17 protein-coding genes are annotated in these 14,286 nt (G+C 69.2%); 11 read left to right on the forward strand and 6 right to left on the reverse strand.

What is annotated here, in order from left to right; translation table 11 throughout:
* The first annotated feature begins 4 nt into the window (after positions 1–4).
* Positions 5–1,357, forward strand: coding sequence for a Gfo/Idh/MocA family protein (locus PO768_RS05885; protein ID WP_272645305.1), 1,353 nt, complete (start codon positions 5–7; stop codon positions 1,355–1,357).
* On the opposite strand, the gene PO768_RS05890 is transcribed toward PO768_RS05885, so the two are convergent.
* On the reverse strand, positions 1,351–2,184 hold the full coding sequence (locus tag PO768_RS05890; protein ID WP_272645306.1) for a phosphatase PAP2 family protein: 834 nt from the start codon (positions 2,182–2,184) through the stop codon (positions 1,351–1,353). The genes PO768_RS05885 and PO768_RS05890 overlap by 7 nt on opposite strands.
* 166 nt (positions 2,185–2,350) lie before the next feature.
* Between PO768_RS05890 and PO768_RS05895 the strand changes: the two genes are divergently transcribed.
* Both PO768_RS05895 and PO768_RS05900 read left to right on the forward strand, forming a co-directional pair.
* On the forward strand, positions 2,351–2,803 hold the full coding sequence (locus tag PO768_RS05895) for a DUF4148 domain-containing protein (RefSeq protein WP_272645307.1): 453 nt from the start codon (positions 2,351–2,353) through the stop codon (positions 2,801–2,803).
* 154 nt (positions 2,804–2,957) lie between these two features.
* On the forward strand, positions 2,958–3,206 hold the full coding sequence (locus tag PO768_RS05900; RefSeq protein WP_272645308.1) for a hypothetical protein: 249 nt from the start codon (positions 2,958–2,960) through the stop codon (positions 3,204–3,206).
* A gap of 53 nt (positions 3,207–3,259) precedes the next feature.
* Here PO768_RS05900 and PO768_RS05905 read toward each other — a convergent pair whose 3' ends face one another.
* Both PO768_RS05905 and PO768_RS05910 read right to left on the reverse strand, forming a co-directional pair.
* Positions 3,260–4,045: an aldolase gene (locus tag PO768_RS05905; protein ID WP_272645309.1), complete on the reverse strand. Its 786-nt coding sequence runs from the start codon at positions 4,043–4,045 to the stop codon at positions 3,260–3,262.
* Between the two features lie 17 nt (positions 4,046–4,062).
* On the reverse strand, positions 4,063–4,767 hold the full coding sequence (locus PO768_RS05910; RefSeq protein ID WP_272645310.1) for a haloacid dehalogenase type II: 705 nt from the start codon (positions 4,765–4,767) through the stop codon (positions 4,063–4,065).
* 104 nt (positions 4,768–4,871) lie between these two features.
* Between PO768_RS05910 and PO768_RS05915 the strand changes: the two genes are divergently transcribed.
* From PO768_RS05915 to PO768_RS05925, 3 genes are all read left to right on the forward strand, one after another.
* Positions 4,872–5,717 (forward strand): LysR substrate-binding domain-containing protein, encoded by an 846-nt coding sequence (locus PO768_RS05915; RefSeq protein ID WP_272645311.1) that lies wholly within the window; start codon positions 4,872–4,874, stop codon positions 5,715–5,717.
* Between the two features lie 136 nt (positions 5,718–5,853).
* Positions 5,854–6,243, forward strand: a complete 390-nt coding sequence (locus PO768_RS05920; RefSeq protein WP_272645312.1) for a DUF4148 domain-containing protein — start codon at positions 5,854–5,856, stop codon at positions 6,241–6,243.
* A gap of 299 nt (positions 6,244–6,542) precedes the next feature.
* Complete coding sequence (locus tag PO768_RS05925; protein ID WP_272645313.1) at positions 6,543–6,791, forward strand: hypothetical protein; 249 nt, start codon at positions 6,543–6,545, stop codon at positions 6,789–6,791.
* Positions 6,792–6,863: 72 nt separating this feature from the next.
* Here the strand turns inward: PO768_RS05925 and PO768_RS05930 are convergent, their stop codons facing one another.
* Positions 6,864–7,244, reverse strand: a complete 381-nt coding sequence (locus PO768_RS05930) for a hypothetical protein (RefSeq protein ID WP_272645314.1) — start codon at positions 7,242–7,244, stop codon at positions 6,864–6,866.
* Positions 7,245–8,030: 786 nt separating this feature from the next.
* Between PO768_RS05930 and PO768_RS05935 the strand changes: the two genes are divergently transcribed.
* Complete coding sequence (locus tag PO768_RS05935) at positions 8,031–8,411, forward strand: DUF4148 domain-containing protein (protein ID WP_272645315.1); 381 nt, start codon at positions 8,031–8,033, stop codon at positions 8,409–8,411.
* Positions 8,412–8,662: 251 nt separating this feature from the next.
* Positions 8,663–8,941, forward strand: coding sequence for a hypothetical protein (locus PO768_RS05940; RefSeq protein WP_272645316.1), 279 nt, complete (start codon positions 8,663–8,665; stop codon positions 8,939–8,941).
* 61 nt (positions 8,942–9,002) lie between these two features.
* On the opposite strand, the gene PO768_RS05945 is transcribed toward PO768_RS05940, so the two are convergent.
* Together PO768_RS05945 and PO768_RS05950 are read right to left on the reverse strand one after the other, a co-directional pair.
* Positions 9,003–9,893 carry a LysR family transcriptional regulator gene (locus PO768_RS05945; protein WP_272645317.1) on the reverse strand — a complete coding sequence of 297 codons (891 nt, stop codon included), beginning with the start codon at positions 9,891–9,893 and terminating at the stop codon, positions 9,003–9,005.
* A gap of 42 nt (positions 9,894–9,935) precedes the next feature.
* On the reverse strand, positions 9,936–10,946 hold the full coding sequence (locus PO768_RS05950; protein ID WP_272645318.1) for a cyclase family protein: 1,011 nt from the start codon (positions 10,944–10,946) through the stop codon (positions 9,936–9,938).
* A gap of 239 nt (positions 10,947–11,185) precedes the next feature.
* Between PO768_RS05950 and PO768_RS05955 the strand changes: the two genes are divergently transcribed.
* From PO768_RS05955 to PO768_RS05965, 3 genes are read left to right on the forward strand one after another with little or no spacing between them, the layout of a single operon-like run.
* The gene (locus PO768_RS05955; protein WP_272645319.1) at positions 11,186–11,920 is read left to right on the forward strand and encodes an AraC family transcriptional regulator; all 735 of its coding nucleotides are present in this window, start codon (positions 11,186–11,188) and stop codon (positions 11,918–11,920) included.
* A complete protein-coding gene (locus PO768_RS05960) occupies positions 11,917–13,074 on the forward strand; it encodes a hypothetical protein (protein WP_272645320.1) in 1,158 nt (385 codons plus the stop codon). The genes PO768_RS05955 and PO768_RS05960 overlap by 4 nt, the downstream gene beginning before the upstream one ends.
* A gap of 34 nt (positions 13,075–13,108) precedes the next feature.
* Positions 13,109–14,269 (forward strand): M23 family metallopeptidase, encoded by a 1,161-nt coding sequence (locus tag PO768_RS05965; protein ID WP_272645321.1) that lies wholly within the window; start codon positions 13,109–13,111, stop codon positions 14,267–14,269.
* Positions 14,270–14,286 lie beyond the last annotated feature (17 nt).

Raw genomic sequence — 14,286 nt, forward strand, 5'->3', positions numbered from 1 at the left:
AACCATGCTCCGTCGACAATTTTTGCTCTCTTCCGCCGCCGCCCTCGCGGCGAGTGGCATCTCTTCCCTTGCACACGCCGCCGCACGTCCGCGCCTGCGCCTGGCGATGATAGGCACCGGCATGCGGGGTCAGGTCTTGCTGCGCGAGCTGCTGCGCCGCGAGGATGTGGACCTGGTGGCGCTGTGCGATATCGAGCCCATCATGCTCACGCGCGCGCTGGCCATGGTCGAGGGCGCCGGCCAGCCCGCGCCCAGGACCTATGGCGAGAGCGGTGACACCCAGGCCTGGCGCCGGCTGCTGGAGCTGCCGGGCCTGGACGGCGTGATCATCGCCACACCCTGGGAATGGCATGCCGAGATGGCTATCGCCGCGATGCAGGCCAAGGTGGCGGTGGGCTGCGAGGTGGTGGCCGGCGTCACGCTGCAGGACCACTGGGATGTGCTGAACACCCAGCTGAAGACCGGCACGCCCTATATGCTGCTGGAGAACGTCTGCTACCGGCGCGACGTGATGGCGGCGCTGCAGATGGTGCGTGCCGGCCTGTTCGGCGAGCTGGTGCATCTGCAGGGCGGCTACCAGCATGATCTGCGCGCGGTCAAGTTCAACAGCGGCGACCCGGCCAGGCCCTATGGCGGCGGCGTCGAGTTCGGTGCCAAGGGCTGGAGCGAGGCGCGCTGGCGCACCGAGCACTCGGTGCAGCGCAATGGCGAACTCTATCCCAGCCACGGCATCGGGCCGCTGGCCATGTATGCCAATATCCATCGCGGCAACCGCTTCACCCGCATCAATGCCTTCGCCAGCAAGGCCCGGGGCCTGCAGGACTATGTGCAGACCCAGGGCGGTGCCAAGCACCCGAATGCGGCCGTCAGGTTCAAGCTGGGCGATATCGTCACGACCACGCTGGCCTGCGAGAACGGCGAGACCATGATCCTGCAGCACGACACCTCGCTGCCGCGCCCTTACTCGCTGGGCTTCCGGGTGCAGGGCACCAAGGGCCTGTGGATGGATCTGAACCAGTCCATCCATATCGAAGGCCGCAGCAAGCCGCATGAGTGGGAGGCCTTCAAAAGCTACCAGGACCGCTACGACCATCCGCTGTGGAAGAAGTACGAGGGCGCGGCGGCCGGTGCCGGCCATGGCGGCATGGACTTCTTCGTGATCCACGCCTTTGTCGAGGCGCTGAAGGCCGATGCCCCGATGCCCATCGACATCTATGACGCGGTGGCCTGGAGCGCGATCACGCCGCTGTCCGAGCAGTCGATCGCGCAGAGCTTCCAGACCCTGGACTTCCCCGACTTCAGCGGCGGGCTGTGGAAGACGCGCAAGCCTATCTTTGGCTTCGACGAGCGCTACTGAAGGCGCTGGGTGCCGCCACGCCGGTAATAGCGCCCTAGCTCCACGCTGACGATGCAGACGCTGAGCCAGGCCAGGCCGGAGGCGAAGCCGGCGGCCACATCGGTGGCGAAGTGCACCTGCAGAAAGACGCGGCTGCAGCCGACCGTGAAGGCCAGGGCGGCGGCCGCCAGCACGGCCGGCAGATGCCAGACCGCCGGCAGGCTGCGCAGCGCCAGATAGGCCAGCATGCCGTAGGCGACCACGGCGCCCGAGCTGTGGCCGCTGGGGAAGCTCCAGCCCAGCTCGCTGACCAGGCCGTGGTCGTGCACCGGGCGGGCGCGCTCGAAAATGCGCTTGAGCAGCGGATTCAGCAGCCCGTTGCCGCCCAGCGCCAGCACCCAGCCCAGCGCCAGCGCATGGCGGCGCTTGAGGAGCAGCAGCAGCGTGACGACCACGCCCAGCAGGCTCAGGTTCAGTACATCGCCGAAACGGGTGAAGCCAGCGAAGACGCGCAGCGTCGCGGCGTCGACATGCTGGCGTATCGAGGCCGTCAGCGCCTCGTCGGCCAGCGCCAGCGTGCCGCCACGGCCCAGGTGTTCGGCGATCTCGGCGAACAGCCCGGCGCCGCCCAGCAGCAGGCCGAAGCCGGCCAGTGCGTTCAGCAGCACGAAGCCGCTGGGCGGCAGCGCGCTGCGGGCGCGCGGCAGCAGATGGCGGTCCAGCGACCACCACAGCGCCGCCGTGGCGAGCAGCAGCAGCATCAGCAGGGCCAGAAAGACCGGCAGGGCCTGAGCGCCCGTCTGGGTGGCCAGGGTGACGAGGGGGTGGTCCAGCGGCGTGGCGGTCATCGGTGCGGATCGGCAGAGAAGCGCCGCATCATGCCGGAATCAGCAACAGTGCATTGAAGCCAGCCTGGTTTTTCCGGAGCGCCCGAAGTTTCACAGTAGAGCCCATGGACACGGCGGGTGCCGGGTCCAAGCAAAACCCCCGAAGCTGAAACCCAAGGACCCCATCATGAACAAGCTGACCCTGATTGCCCTGTCCACCCTGCTGAGCGCCGGCGCCGCGATGGCCGACGGCCTGAGCCGCGATGAGGTGGTGGCCGAGCTGGTGCGTGCCCGCAATGCCGGCGAACTGACGGCGCTTCAAAGCGAGAGCTATGGCGGCTACGGCCTGAAGGTCGCGGCGAGCAGCCTCAGCCGCGAGGCGGTGACCGCCGAGCTGCGGCGCGCCCAGCAATCCGGCGAGCTGGCCCGCCAGGAGGCCGAGCGCTATGGCCCCTCGGTCGCGCCGATCGCCTCGACCAAGACGCGCGCCCAGGTGCTGGCCGAACTGCAGGCCGCCCGTGACAGCGGCGAGCTGGCCCTGCTGAATAGCAACAACCCGGGTTACACCGAGCTGCTGCAACTGGGTCAGCGCAAGGCCGCTACCGAGCTGATGGCCGGCCAGCCTGGCATCGCGCGCTGAGGGGCAGGGCCGGCGACTCCCGGGCCGCCGGCCCGCTCGTCGCGGGAATTTGCAGCTCATCCGCTGCGGCCGGCAGCCCATCGCGAGGCCATGGCAAGCCCGGCCGGCATTGCCGACACTGCAATCACTGACACAGCCACCCCAGGAGCCCACCATGAACACCCGCCGCCACCTTCAGTCTCTCGCCGTCCTCGCCACCGCAGCCGTCGCCGTTCTCGGCGCCGCGATGCTGGCCACCCACGCGCCCAGGACCGAGATCGTGCAGCTGGAGCGCGTGGTGATCGTTGGCAAGCGCGCCGAGGCGCCGGTCGTCGCGCAACTGCCGCGCGTCGTGATCACCGGCCGCAGCACGGCGGCCGAGCAGCTGGCCGAGGCCAGCCTGCTGAAGGCGAAGATGGTCTGAGCGCTGGCTTCGCTGCTGTCACCGGGCCCGCCTTGTGCGGGCCTTTTTCATTGCTAGGCCTCGAAGGGATGACCCTCGGCCCGCAGCCGGCGCAGGCCGCTGTCCAGATGGGCGCGCGCGCTTTGCGCATCGCCCTCGCGCATTTGCTCATAGGTGCGCTGCGCGATCGCCGGCGGCACCGGCTTGAGCGCCCGCCCGCTGCTCATCGCCTTGAGCTGGACCTCTGCCGCGCGCTCCAGATAGTAGAGATCGTCCCAGGCTTCAGCGATGCTGGGGCCGCCCACCATCACGCCATGGTTCTTCAGGAACAGGATGTCGGCCGTACCCATGGCTGCGGCGATGCGGTCGCCCTCGGAGGCGTCGAGCGCCAGGCCGTTGTAGTGTTCGTCTACCGCCGTGCGGCCGTAGAACTTCAGCGCGGTCTGGCCGGCCCAGAGCAGCGGTGGGCCCTCCAGCATGGCCAGCGCGGTGGCGTTGGGCATGTGCGTGTGGAAGGCGGCGCGCAGGCGCGGCTGGGCGCGGTGCAGCCGCGCGTGAATGTAGAAGGCCGTGGCCTCGGGCTGGCCCTGGCCGGCGACGACATGGCCGTCGACATGGCAGACCAGCAGCCGCGAGGCGGTGATCTCGGCGAAGGCGTAGCCGTAGGGGTTGACCAGGAAGAGCTCGTCGTGGCCGGGCAGCAGGGCCGAGAAATGGTTGCAGATGCCTTCCTCCAGCCCGTGCCGGGCGGCCAGCTGGAAGCAGGCGGCCAGCTCGATGCGGGCCTGGCGGATCGCGTCGGTTTCTTCCAGCGCGAGGTGCACAGCGGACGCGCCGCCAATCGTGATCGTATGAGCCATGGCTTGATGCCTCCCGCTCACCAGTCTAGCGAGGCGAACAGCGCTGGCACTTCGTCCAGCCGCGTCAGGGTCGCGTCGGGGCGGTAGTCGGGCAGCGGCCGGCGGCCGGTGCCGCGATCGATCCAGACGCAGCGAAAGCCGATATCGCGCGCCGCCGCGTGGTCCAGATGCGGGCTGGCGCAGATGTGGACCACCTCGTCCTTGCTGACGCCCAGCGCCTCATGTGCATGCTCGAACAGCCGGGGCGCCGGCTTGTAGGCACCCGCCTGCTGGGCCGTGATCACGCGGTCGATATGGCCGCCCAGCTGGGCCACATTGCCGGCAATGATGTCGTCGTCGGTGTTCGAGACGATGCAAAGCCGGTAGCCGGCCTGCTTGAGCCGGGCCAGCGTGTCCACCACCTCGGGAAAGGGCGGCATGCGCGAGATGCGCTCGGTCAGCACGCGGATGTCGCCGTCATCGACCGGCAGACCCAGCTCCTGCAGCGCCAGGCGCAAGCCCTGGCCGGCCACCTCGCGGAAGCTGCGGTGCGGCGGCGTCTGCTCCAGCGCATGTTCGTGGCGGTCATAGACCTCGATCAAGGTAGCCGGCTCGATATGGCCGGCCTGCTTGCGCGCCAGCAGCTCGCGCACGGCGGCCTGCAGGCCCTCGTCCCACTGGATCAACGTGCCGTAGCAGTCGAAGGTCAGCCAGCGCGGCCGCGAAGTGGTGTGAAGAGACATCGGGAGTCCTGGGTCGTTGAAGAATGGAGCGAAGCCTAGCCAGCGCCGTCGATATTTGGAAATTGGATTTGTAGTGGATGCAAATTTGAATATCTAATGTCTTCATGCTTGATCTGGAACTGCTTCACACCCTGGTCTGTGTCGTTGACGAGCGCAGCTTCACGCGCGCCGGCGAGCGGGTGCACCGCACCCAGTCCACCGTCAGCCAGCAGATCCGCAAGCTGGAGGAACGGCTGGGCCATGCCCTGCTGCTGCGCGACCGCAGCGGCAGCCAGGTGACGCCGACCGAGCAGGGCGAGCTGCTGGCCACCTATGCGCGGCGCCTGCTGGCGCTGGCCCAGGAGGCGGAAGAAGCGCTGGGCAGCAAGGGCAGCGCGCTGCTGAGCCTGCGCATCGGCGTGCCCGAGGATTTCGACGCGCGGCGCATCTCCAGCCTGCTGTCGGGCTTTGTCGCGCGGCAGCCGGGCTTGCGACTGGAAACCATCAGCGGCATGAGCAGCGAACTGCAGCGCCGGCTGGCCGGCGGCGAACTGGACATCGCGCTGGTCAAGCGGGTGCCCGGCGAGGGAGGGCTCTGCGTGGCGGCCTGGCCCGAGACCCTGGTCTGGGCCGGTGCCGGCCAGGTCTTGCCGGCCGACGAACCGATCCCGCTGGCGCTGTTTCCGCAGGGCTGTGTTTACCGGCAGCGTGCGCTGGCGGGCCTGGACCAGGCGCGGCGGCGCTGGCGCATCGCCTTCGGCAGCCACAGCCTCAGCGGCATCCAGGCGGCGCTGTCCTCGGGTCTGGGTATCTCGGTGCTGCCCACCACGGCGCTGCTGCCCGAGCACCGCCTCTGCGAGGGCCTGCCCGCGCTGCCGCCCACCGAGCTGGCCCTGCTCAGCGCGAGCACCTCGCCCAGCACCGTGCAGCGCCAGCTGCTGGACACCCTGTGCGAGGCACTTCGATCATGAAGGAAATAGCAATAGTGCGTTGAAGCGGCGCTGGTTTTTCTCTTGGAGCACAAGCTTCACAGTTGAGCCCATGGACACGGCACGCAAACAAGCCGGGTCCGAGAACCCAACGAAGCTGAACTGAAAGGACTCCATCATGAACAAGATCACTGCCATCGCCCTGACTTCCCTGCTGGCCGCCGGTGCCGCCATGGCCGATGGCGCCATCACCCGCGAGTCGCTGCGCCAGAGCCAGACTGCCGTGCAGAGCAGCACCACCCGCAGCGCCGTGATCGCTGAGTTCCAGCGCGCCCGCCAGGCTGGTGAGCTGAATGCGCTGTACCGCGAAGTCGATCTGAGCCCGGCCTCGACCGCCTCGACCACCACCCGCGCCGCCGTGCTGGCCGAGTTGCGGGCGGCCCGAGCCTCGGGCGAGCTCGCGGTGCTGAACAGCAACAACCCCAGCTATGCGCAGCTGGCCGTACTGAGTGGTGGCAAGAGCGCTGGCGGCGAGCTGCTGGCCGGCCAGCCTGCCACGGCCCGCTGACGACCGGGCGCTCCCTGGCGGGCGCCCACAAACTCAATACAAGACGACGACCGTTGACCCCGGTCTGCCAAGGGTCAGCTTCGTCTGGTGGTGCGTTGTTGTATCTACCGCCTGCCAGGCTTCGCCCGGTGGCCCGCACAGGCCATCGGGCTTTTTTACGTCCGCAGCGTCTCCATTTCGTCGCCAGCATTTGCATCTCGTCCGGCCGGGCCGCCGACTCGTCGCCAGATCGTGGCGGCGCCTGCCGCCAAGTCAGACACTGCAATCACTGACACAGCAACACGCACAAGGAACACACCATGAACACCGCCACCAAGTCTTTCGCACTCTTCGCCATCGCAGCCGTCGCCGTTGTGGGTGCTGCGATGTTGCAGAGCCCGGCCAAGCCGGCCGCCAGCGAGATCGTGCAGCTGGAGCGTGTGGTGATCGTGGGCAAGCGTGCCGAGGCCGCGGTGATCGCGCAGCTGCCCCGCGTGGTGATCATCGGTCGCAGCACGGCGGCAGGCCACACCCAGCTGGCCGCCGCCGGCACGACCCCGGCCATCTGATCGAGCGCTCCCCACGCGGCCCTGCCGTGTCCGGTACAAGCCCGCTGCATGCGGGCTTTGTCTTTTCTGCGCCTAGGCGCGCTCGGTCGGCGCGGCGATGCGCGCCAGCTGCTCGCGCAGCTGCTTGCGGCCCGCGCTGTTGCTGGACCGCCAGGCGGCCAGCGCCAGCGCCATGAAGGCCTTCTCCTTGTCGGTCGGCGCGGCGTCCAGCCGGGTCTCATCCAGCCAGCCCGGCGGCCTGCCGCAATGGCTCTCGATCTGGCGGGCCAGCTTGTCGCCGATCGGGCGTGCGGACTTGATCTGGCTCCACATGCTGGGCGAGATCTCGACGCTGGCGGCAAAGGCCTGCTCCAGTCCCTTGGGCGAGGCGCCTGCGGCCAGCGCCTGCTCGGCATAGAGCTGGAACAGCGCCAGCGCGTTCTGGCGGCGTATGAGAGTGGGGTTGGTCAGCAAGGCTGTGCGCTTCGTACAACAGGAACAACAGCGATTGTCGCTGTGGCTTGACGCGATAGTAAAGACTATTTACAGTGCGGCCAGCGCTGTGGGGGCCATCAGCCCTCGCAGTACCGACCCAACAATCACCCAGCAAGAAAGGCAGCATCGTGACCACCCGCCACCTCATCGCCAAGCTCAGCGCCCTCGCGGCCCGAGGTGCGATCGTGCGTGGACTTGGTGAGCCGAAGCGCTTTGTTGCTTGCATGCATCCGGGAGAAGGCAGCGCCTGAGGCGCCGCGCCCTCTCTCCTCTGACCCCAGAGGCCCGGATTCTGCAAAGAGTCCGGGCCTTTTGCTTTGGGTCAGTGGTTTGAACGTCCGACTTCGGCTGTGTCCTTGCACTCCGTCGCTGCATCTCGATGGTGTTGGCAGCGCGGGATGTGCGCGGGACCGATCGCATTGGGCCAGCCCCTCGTGCAGCGAGACACCACGTCCGACGGGACGCTCGCGCTTGGGCACAGCCGAAGTCGGAGGTCGTTGAACCTCCTCCTCATCAAGAAGCCTCCGTCGAGCTCACGCCTCGGGGGCGGAAATCGGCCGCAAGGATTGGGCGGCGCCGGAACCCGTGACCGGCACTCACCATGGCCCGCACCGTCATACCGAAATCAGCAACAGTGCATTCGCCTGCGCCCCGTTTTTCTACAGGGCCTGATTTCCTACATTGGAGTCCATGGACACGGCGACGGTGATGCGAAGCAAGCAGACCACAGGCGAAGTCCTCCACCCAACCGCAAAGGAAATCATCATGAAGAAGCTGACCGTCATTGCCCTGTTCTCCCTGCTGTCCACCGGCGCTGCCCTGGCCGATGGCCTGAGCCGTGAGCAAGTCGTCGCCGAACTGCAGCGTGCCCGCGCCACCGGCGAACTGGTCGCCCAGCAAGGCGAGAACCCCGATGCCATCGGCCGCGCCGTGATCGCCACCGGCTCCAGCACCAGCCGCGCTGCCGTGCTGGCCGAGCTGCAGCGCGCCCGCAGCGCCGGCGAGCTGCAAGGCCGCGATGCCGAATCGCGCAGCCTGCCCAGCATCGCCGGCTCGACGAAGAGCCGCGCCGAGGTCATCGCCGAGCTGCAGCAGGCCCGTGCCCGCGGCCAGCTGCAAAGCCAGCAGATCAACTACGGCGGCTGATCGCCGACGCCGCATCCACTCTCGAATCTCCTGGGGCACCCGCCCACCGGTCCGGCACCCCCGCCGGCCGGCCTCGTCAGGCCCGATGTGCTGCCCAGCCATCGGGCCTTCTTTTATGGGCCGACGGCCTGTCGCGCCTTCTTGCACTTGGTCGTCGGCGTGTGGCGATCCGTCGCGCGGGCCTGGCGATGGCCGCCGCTGCGGACGAAACTGCAATCACTGACACAGCCAACACCCCGCAGGAGCCCACCATGAACACCAGCCACAGCGCCAAGACCCTTGTTCTTTTCACCGTCACCGTGCTGGCCATGCTGGCGGTGATTGGCGCCGCGCTGCTGGGCAGTGGCGGCCAGCCGCCGGCCACCGAGATCGTCAAGCTGGAGCGGGTGGTGATCGTCGGCAAGCGCAGCGTCGAGACGCCGGTGCAGATCGCCCAGCTGCCGCGCGTCGTGATCACCGGCCGCAGCACCCCGGCCGCCACCGAGCCGCAGCTGGCCTCGGCCGGCTTGCTGAAGGCCAAGGCGCTCTGAGCTTCTTGCTGCCGTCAGCAACAGAGCCCGCCGAGCGCGGGCTTTTTCATGGCAGCGGCACTCAGGCCGCCAGGCTTTGCTTCAGAAAGTCCACCAGGGCGCGCACCCGGCCGCTCAGATAGCTGCGGCTGGGATAGAGCGCGAACAGGCGGCGCGGCTCGACCCGGTACTCGCCCAGCGCCGCCACCAGCTCGCCACGCGCCAGCGCCTCGCGCACCATCGGCTCGGGCACCAGGCCGATACCGACCCCGCGCCGCATCGCGTCGATCAGCAGCAGGCTGTTGTCGGCGCGGAAGCTGCCATCGACCTCGATGCTGTGCGGCTCGCCGCCGGGGCCCTCGAACAGCCAGCGCCCGGCATCCTCGCCGAGCCGGTAGGGCAGGCAGTTGAGACCGCGCAGCTGCTCCGGGTGCTCGGGCAGGCCATGGGCGGCCCAGAACGACGGGGCGGCGCACAGAACCCGCGGCAGCTGCATCAGCTGTACCGCGACCAGGCTGGAGTCGCCCAGCCGGGCCTGGCCGCGCAGTGCCAGATCCACCCCCTCGCGCACCAGATCCACCGGCCGGTCATTCAGCCGCACATCGAGCTCGATCTGCGGATGCAGGCGCTGGAAGGCATGCAGATGCTCGCCCAGAAAGGCCAGCGTCAGCGAGACCGGCGCGGAGATCACCACCCGTCCGGACAGGCCGGCGCTGTGCTCGCGCAGCTGACTCAGGGTCTGCTCGGTGTCGTCCATCACGCGGCGGCAGTAGGCGTAAAAGCGCGTGCCGGCCTCGGTCAGCTGCATGCTGCGCGTGGTGCGCGCCAGCAGCCGGCTGCCGGCCCAGTCCTCCAACTGCTGGACATATTTGCTGACCACCGCGCGCGAACAATCGAGGTCGCGCGCGGCCGCCGCCAGGCTGCCGGTCTCGACCACCCGGCAAAAACACTGCATCGCGAGATGCCTATCCATCGCTGCGTCCTCCGGGCCGCATCGTAGCCGGCGGCGCTGCGCTCAGCGGATCGGGATCGCCAGCGGGCGCATCGGCGCCCCGTCGGCGCCGCGCAGCTTCAGCGGGGCGCCGAACCAGGCGAATTGGTAGACACGGTCGGCGGCCAGCTGCTCCAGGAAGACGTTCTGCATGATGGGCACGCCGCGCTGCGACAGCATGGAGCTGTGCACCGGGATCCAGTTGCGGCTCTCCTGCGAGGGCCAGGCATCGGTGCTGATATTGTCGACACCGATCACGATGGCGCCCCGGTCGGCCAGGAAGTTGGCCGACTCGCGTGTCAGGCCCGGGGTGTTGTGCATGTATTTGTCGGCGTCCTTGAAGAGCTGCATGCGGCCGGTGCGCACCATGATCACATCGCCGTCCTCGAAGTCCACGCCCTGGGCGCGCGCCGTGCCCTGCAGGTCCGCCACCGTGATGCCATAGGACTCGGGCAGCATCTCCAGGCCCTTGTAGCGCGCCACATCCAGCAGCAGGCCGCGCGCGATGATGGGCGGGAACTTCTCGATGCCGGCCTTGCGCCAGCCGCGGTCGCCGAGCTGCTCCTCGGTCTTGAAGCCGTTGTAGATCTGGCCGTTGAGGCCGAAGTGCGACAGCGCGTCGATATGGGTGCCGGTATGGGCATACATCGAGAAGGCCGCGCCCGAGTAGGTCACCAGGCTGTTCTTCTCCTTGCCCAGGCCGTTGGGGTCGTCGACGATGGTGCCCTGCGGCGTGTGGACGTTCCAGATCTGGAAGCGCGGCTGGCCCAGGAAGTAGTAGCTGGGCATGCCCACATAGAACTCGACGCTGAGGTCATAGGTCTTGCCGCTGGCAATGCGGCGCAGCACCTTGAGCGTCGATTCGGGCGTGATCTTGTTGAGCATGCCGATCTCGTCCTGCGGGCCATAGGGGCTGATGCCGACCCGCTCGGCGGCCTCGGGCGGCGCACCGGCGGCGCAGGCCTGGCTGGCCAGCAGGGTGGCGAAGACGGCGGCGGCCAGCGCAGCGGCGACCGGAGAGAGATGGGCTTTCATATGCGTTTGAGTGGGGATGGGTTGAACATGGGCCTATGGTCGGCCGCCTGGGCCTCGCCGCCTAGGCGCCGGGCGCGGGTTCAGAGTTCACGCCGCGTGAACAATCGACGGGCTCGTCGCCGGCCCGCGCACTTCGTCACTGCCAGGCGCCAATCCGTCGCTGCGGCGTGGCGATGCTGGGCCGCGATGCCGACACTGCCGGCACCGACACAGCCAACCGCCGCACGAGGAAGCACCGCATGAACACCGCCGCGCCCGGCACCGAGTCGACGCCGCAAGCTCAGCAACACCTGACCCCCGGGTCGACCCTGGCCCGGCATCTGCATGGCCCGGCCTATCTGGCGCTGGTCGTCGAGGGCAGCTACTGGGAGGCCAATGGCGCCGGGCGCCGTCAGCTGCGCGCGGGCGATGTGGCGGTCCACGGCCCCTATGGCGCGCATTGCAACCAGGTCGGCGGCGCGGGCGCCGTGGTGCTGAACTTGGCCGTCCAGGGACCGCTGGCGGATGCCTATGGCCGCATCGACGATGTCGACAGCCTGGTCCGCGCCGCCGCCCAGCAAGGCCCCGAAGCCGGCGCGCTGGCCCTGGCCCTGTTGCTGCCGCTGCCGCCCCTCGTCAGCGACTGGCCGGATCAGCTGGCCCTCGACATGGCCGCCGACCCGCAGCTGTGCCTCGGCGACTGGGCGCTGCGGCAGGGGCTGGCGCCCGAGACGGTGTCGCGCGGATTCCGCCGCCTCTATGGCGCGACGCCCAAGCGGGTACGTTTCGAGCAGCGCACCCGCCTGGCCTTGGTCGCCCTGCTGGGCGGGGCGGGCGCGCCCCTGGTCGAGCTGGCGCTGGAGGCCGGCTTCGCGGACCAGGCCAGCATGAACCACGCCATTCGCGCGCTGACCGGCGCCTCGCCGCAGGCCCTGCGCCGGCAGTCAAGTGCTGACAAGACCGCCGGCCGGGGCGCTGCAATAGTGGCCGCATGAACAGACGCTCAGCCACCACCGCCCTGATGACCCTCCCGCTTTTCGCGAGCCTGCCTGCGGGCGCCGCCGCTGCTGCTGCGCCGCCACGCACCGCCTGGTCCTTCCGCACCTCGGAGGGCCTGGATGCGATCGCCTTTCTCGGGCCCTTGTCCGGCAAGGCCTTCTACGCGCGCTACTACGCCCAGGAGCTGCAGGACTTCAGGCCACGGATCGCGCCCGCCGCGCTGGACGCGCTAACCAGCCTGGTCGAGGCGGCCGATGCCGATGGCTATCTGCTGTGGCCGCGCCTGAGCCTGATCCTGTCCGGCGGCCGCAGCGACACGATCGACGATCTGCTGGCCAGCCTCGACGATGTGGGTCGCACGCTGCGGCCCAGGCTGGAAGCCAGCGTCTACTGGAGCGCGGCGCTATGGGGCCAGTTCGAGTCCATGGTCGAGCGTCTGCGCTTGCTGCTGCAGGGGCTCAAGGCCGCTGGGTTCGCGGCCTACCGCCGGGGCCTGATCGCGCCGGCCGAGGCCCGGGCCGAGGAGCTGCTGCGCAGCTTCGCGCCGGTCGACATCATCAGCGAGCAGGAGCGCCTGGTCGGCCGGACCCTCGAGCGCGAGATCGAGATGAATCTGCTGTGGTTCTGCCGGCCCCACGGCGTGAAGCTGCAGGGCCAGCGCTTCATCGCCGCTGTGCAGGCTTCCGATGCCACGATTGCGTTGACCGCCGCGCACGAGGTGCTGCACCCACCCTTCGATATGCGCGGCGCGGTGGCCCGGCGCTGCATCGCCCAGCTCGCGGCCGACCCGCTGCTGCAGCGCATCCTGGCCGAGAAGAGCCGCGACAGCGGCTACAACAGCATCGAGGGCATCTTCGAGGAAGACACCGTGCAGGCCCTGGACCAGATCATCCTGGAGCGCCTCGGCTACGGCCAGCCGCCGGCCCAGCGCTGGGCCGACAGCGACGAAGGCATGCATGTGTTCGCCGCAGCGCTCTACGGGATGTTGAAGGCCGATCGCTTCGATCAGCGCGGCGGCAATATCGAAGCCTGGCTGGACCGCGCCCAGGCCCGAGGCCAGCTGGCGCCGGCCGCCCTGCATGCCGCCGCTGCGGCGGTGCTGGGGCGCGCTGTCGACCGGCTGTGGACCCCATCGGCGGCGACGCGGTAGCCGTCACATTACACGAATCAAGCTTATGAGCCCCATGAACCGGCGCCAACTGCTGCTGCACAGCACCGCCACCATTCTGCTGCCATCGGCCCTGAGCGGCCTGTCGCCGCATGCCGCTGCCGCCAGCAGCGGACTGGAGATCGCCGCGCTCGACCGCTTCGCCCGGGTGCGCATGAGCCGGCAGGACTTTCTGGTCGGCGAGCTGTCAGTGCGCAACACCAGCGCCGAAGCGCTGGCATTGCGTCGATTGCTGCTGCTGGGGTCGGATGCGGCTAGCGAGGCCCGGCCGCTGGTGACCGTGGTCGGCGACGCGCTGCAGGCCTTGGCGAACGGGCCCGATGGTCGCCCGGCGCGCTTGCTGCTGCTGGGGGCCAGTGAGCAGGTCCTGCTGCATCTCTGGCAAGCTCTGCCGGCTGGCGATGACGCCGGCCTGGCACTGCGGCTGGAAGCCGTACGGGGCGACGGCTCGACAGGCATGGCCGCACTGGCCATCCCCGCCGCCGAGCCGCCGCTGCAGTTGGGCCCGCCGCTGCGAGGCGGCCCCTGGGCGGCGGTGTTCGACCCCTGGTTGGCGCAGGGGCATCGGCGCTCGGCCTTTGTGCACGAGGGTCAGCGCTTCATTCCCGCGCGGTTTGCCATCGACTGGATACGGCTCGATGCCGGTGGCCGCCCCGGGCCGGCGGGCCCGGCCGGCTACGCGCAGTGGCATGGCCTGGACAGCGAGGTGCTGGCCGTGGCCGACGGCGAGATCGTCGCGCTGCGCGACGGCCGCGAGGACCTGCTGAACGCCCAGCGCCCCGCCCGCCCCTGGAGCCACGACGATGTGGCCGGCAACTATCTGTGCCTGCAGCTCGCCGACCATCGCTATGTTTTCTATGAGCATCTGCGCCAGGACAGCATCACGCCCCAGCTCGGCCAGCGGGTCCGGGCCGGGCAGCCGCTCGCCCGCGTGGGCCGCTCCGGCATCAACTCCTCGGGCCCGCATCTGCATCTCCATATGGCCGACCGTCCGGCCCTGCTCCATGCCCAGGGCCAGCCCTTTGTGCTGAGCGCCTTCCGCCAGCTCGGAACCTACGCCAAGATGGACCAGGCCGAGTCCGGCCGGCTCTGGATCGCCGACCCGGCGGCGCCGGCCGGGCAACTCGTCAGCGGCGAGCTGCCGGCGCCGAATGCGGTGTTGCGGTTTGAGTGCTAGGAGACTTTGTGCGTCAG

The organism is Paucibacter sp. XJ19-41 (assembly GCF_028462495.1).
Lineage (GTDB): Bacteria > Pseudomonadota > Gammaproteobacteria > Burkholderiales > Burkholderiaceae_C > Roseateles_E.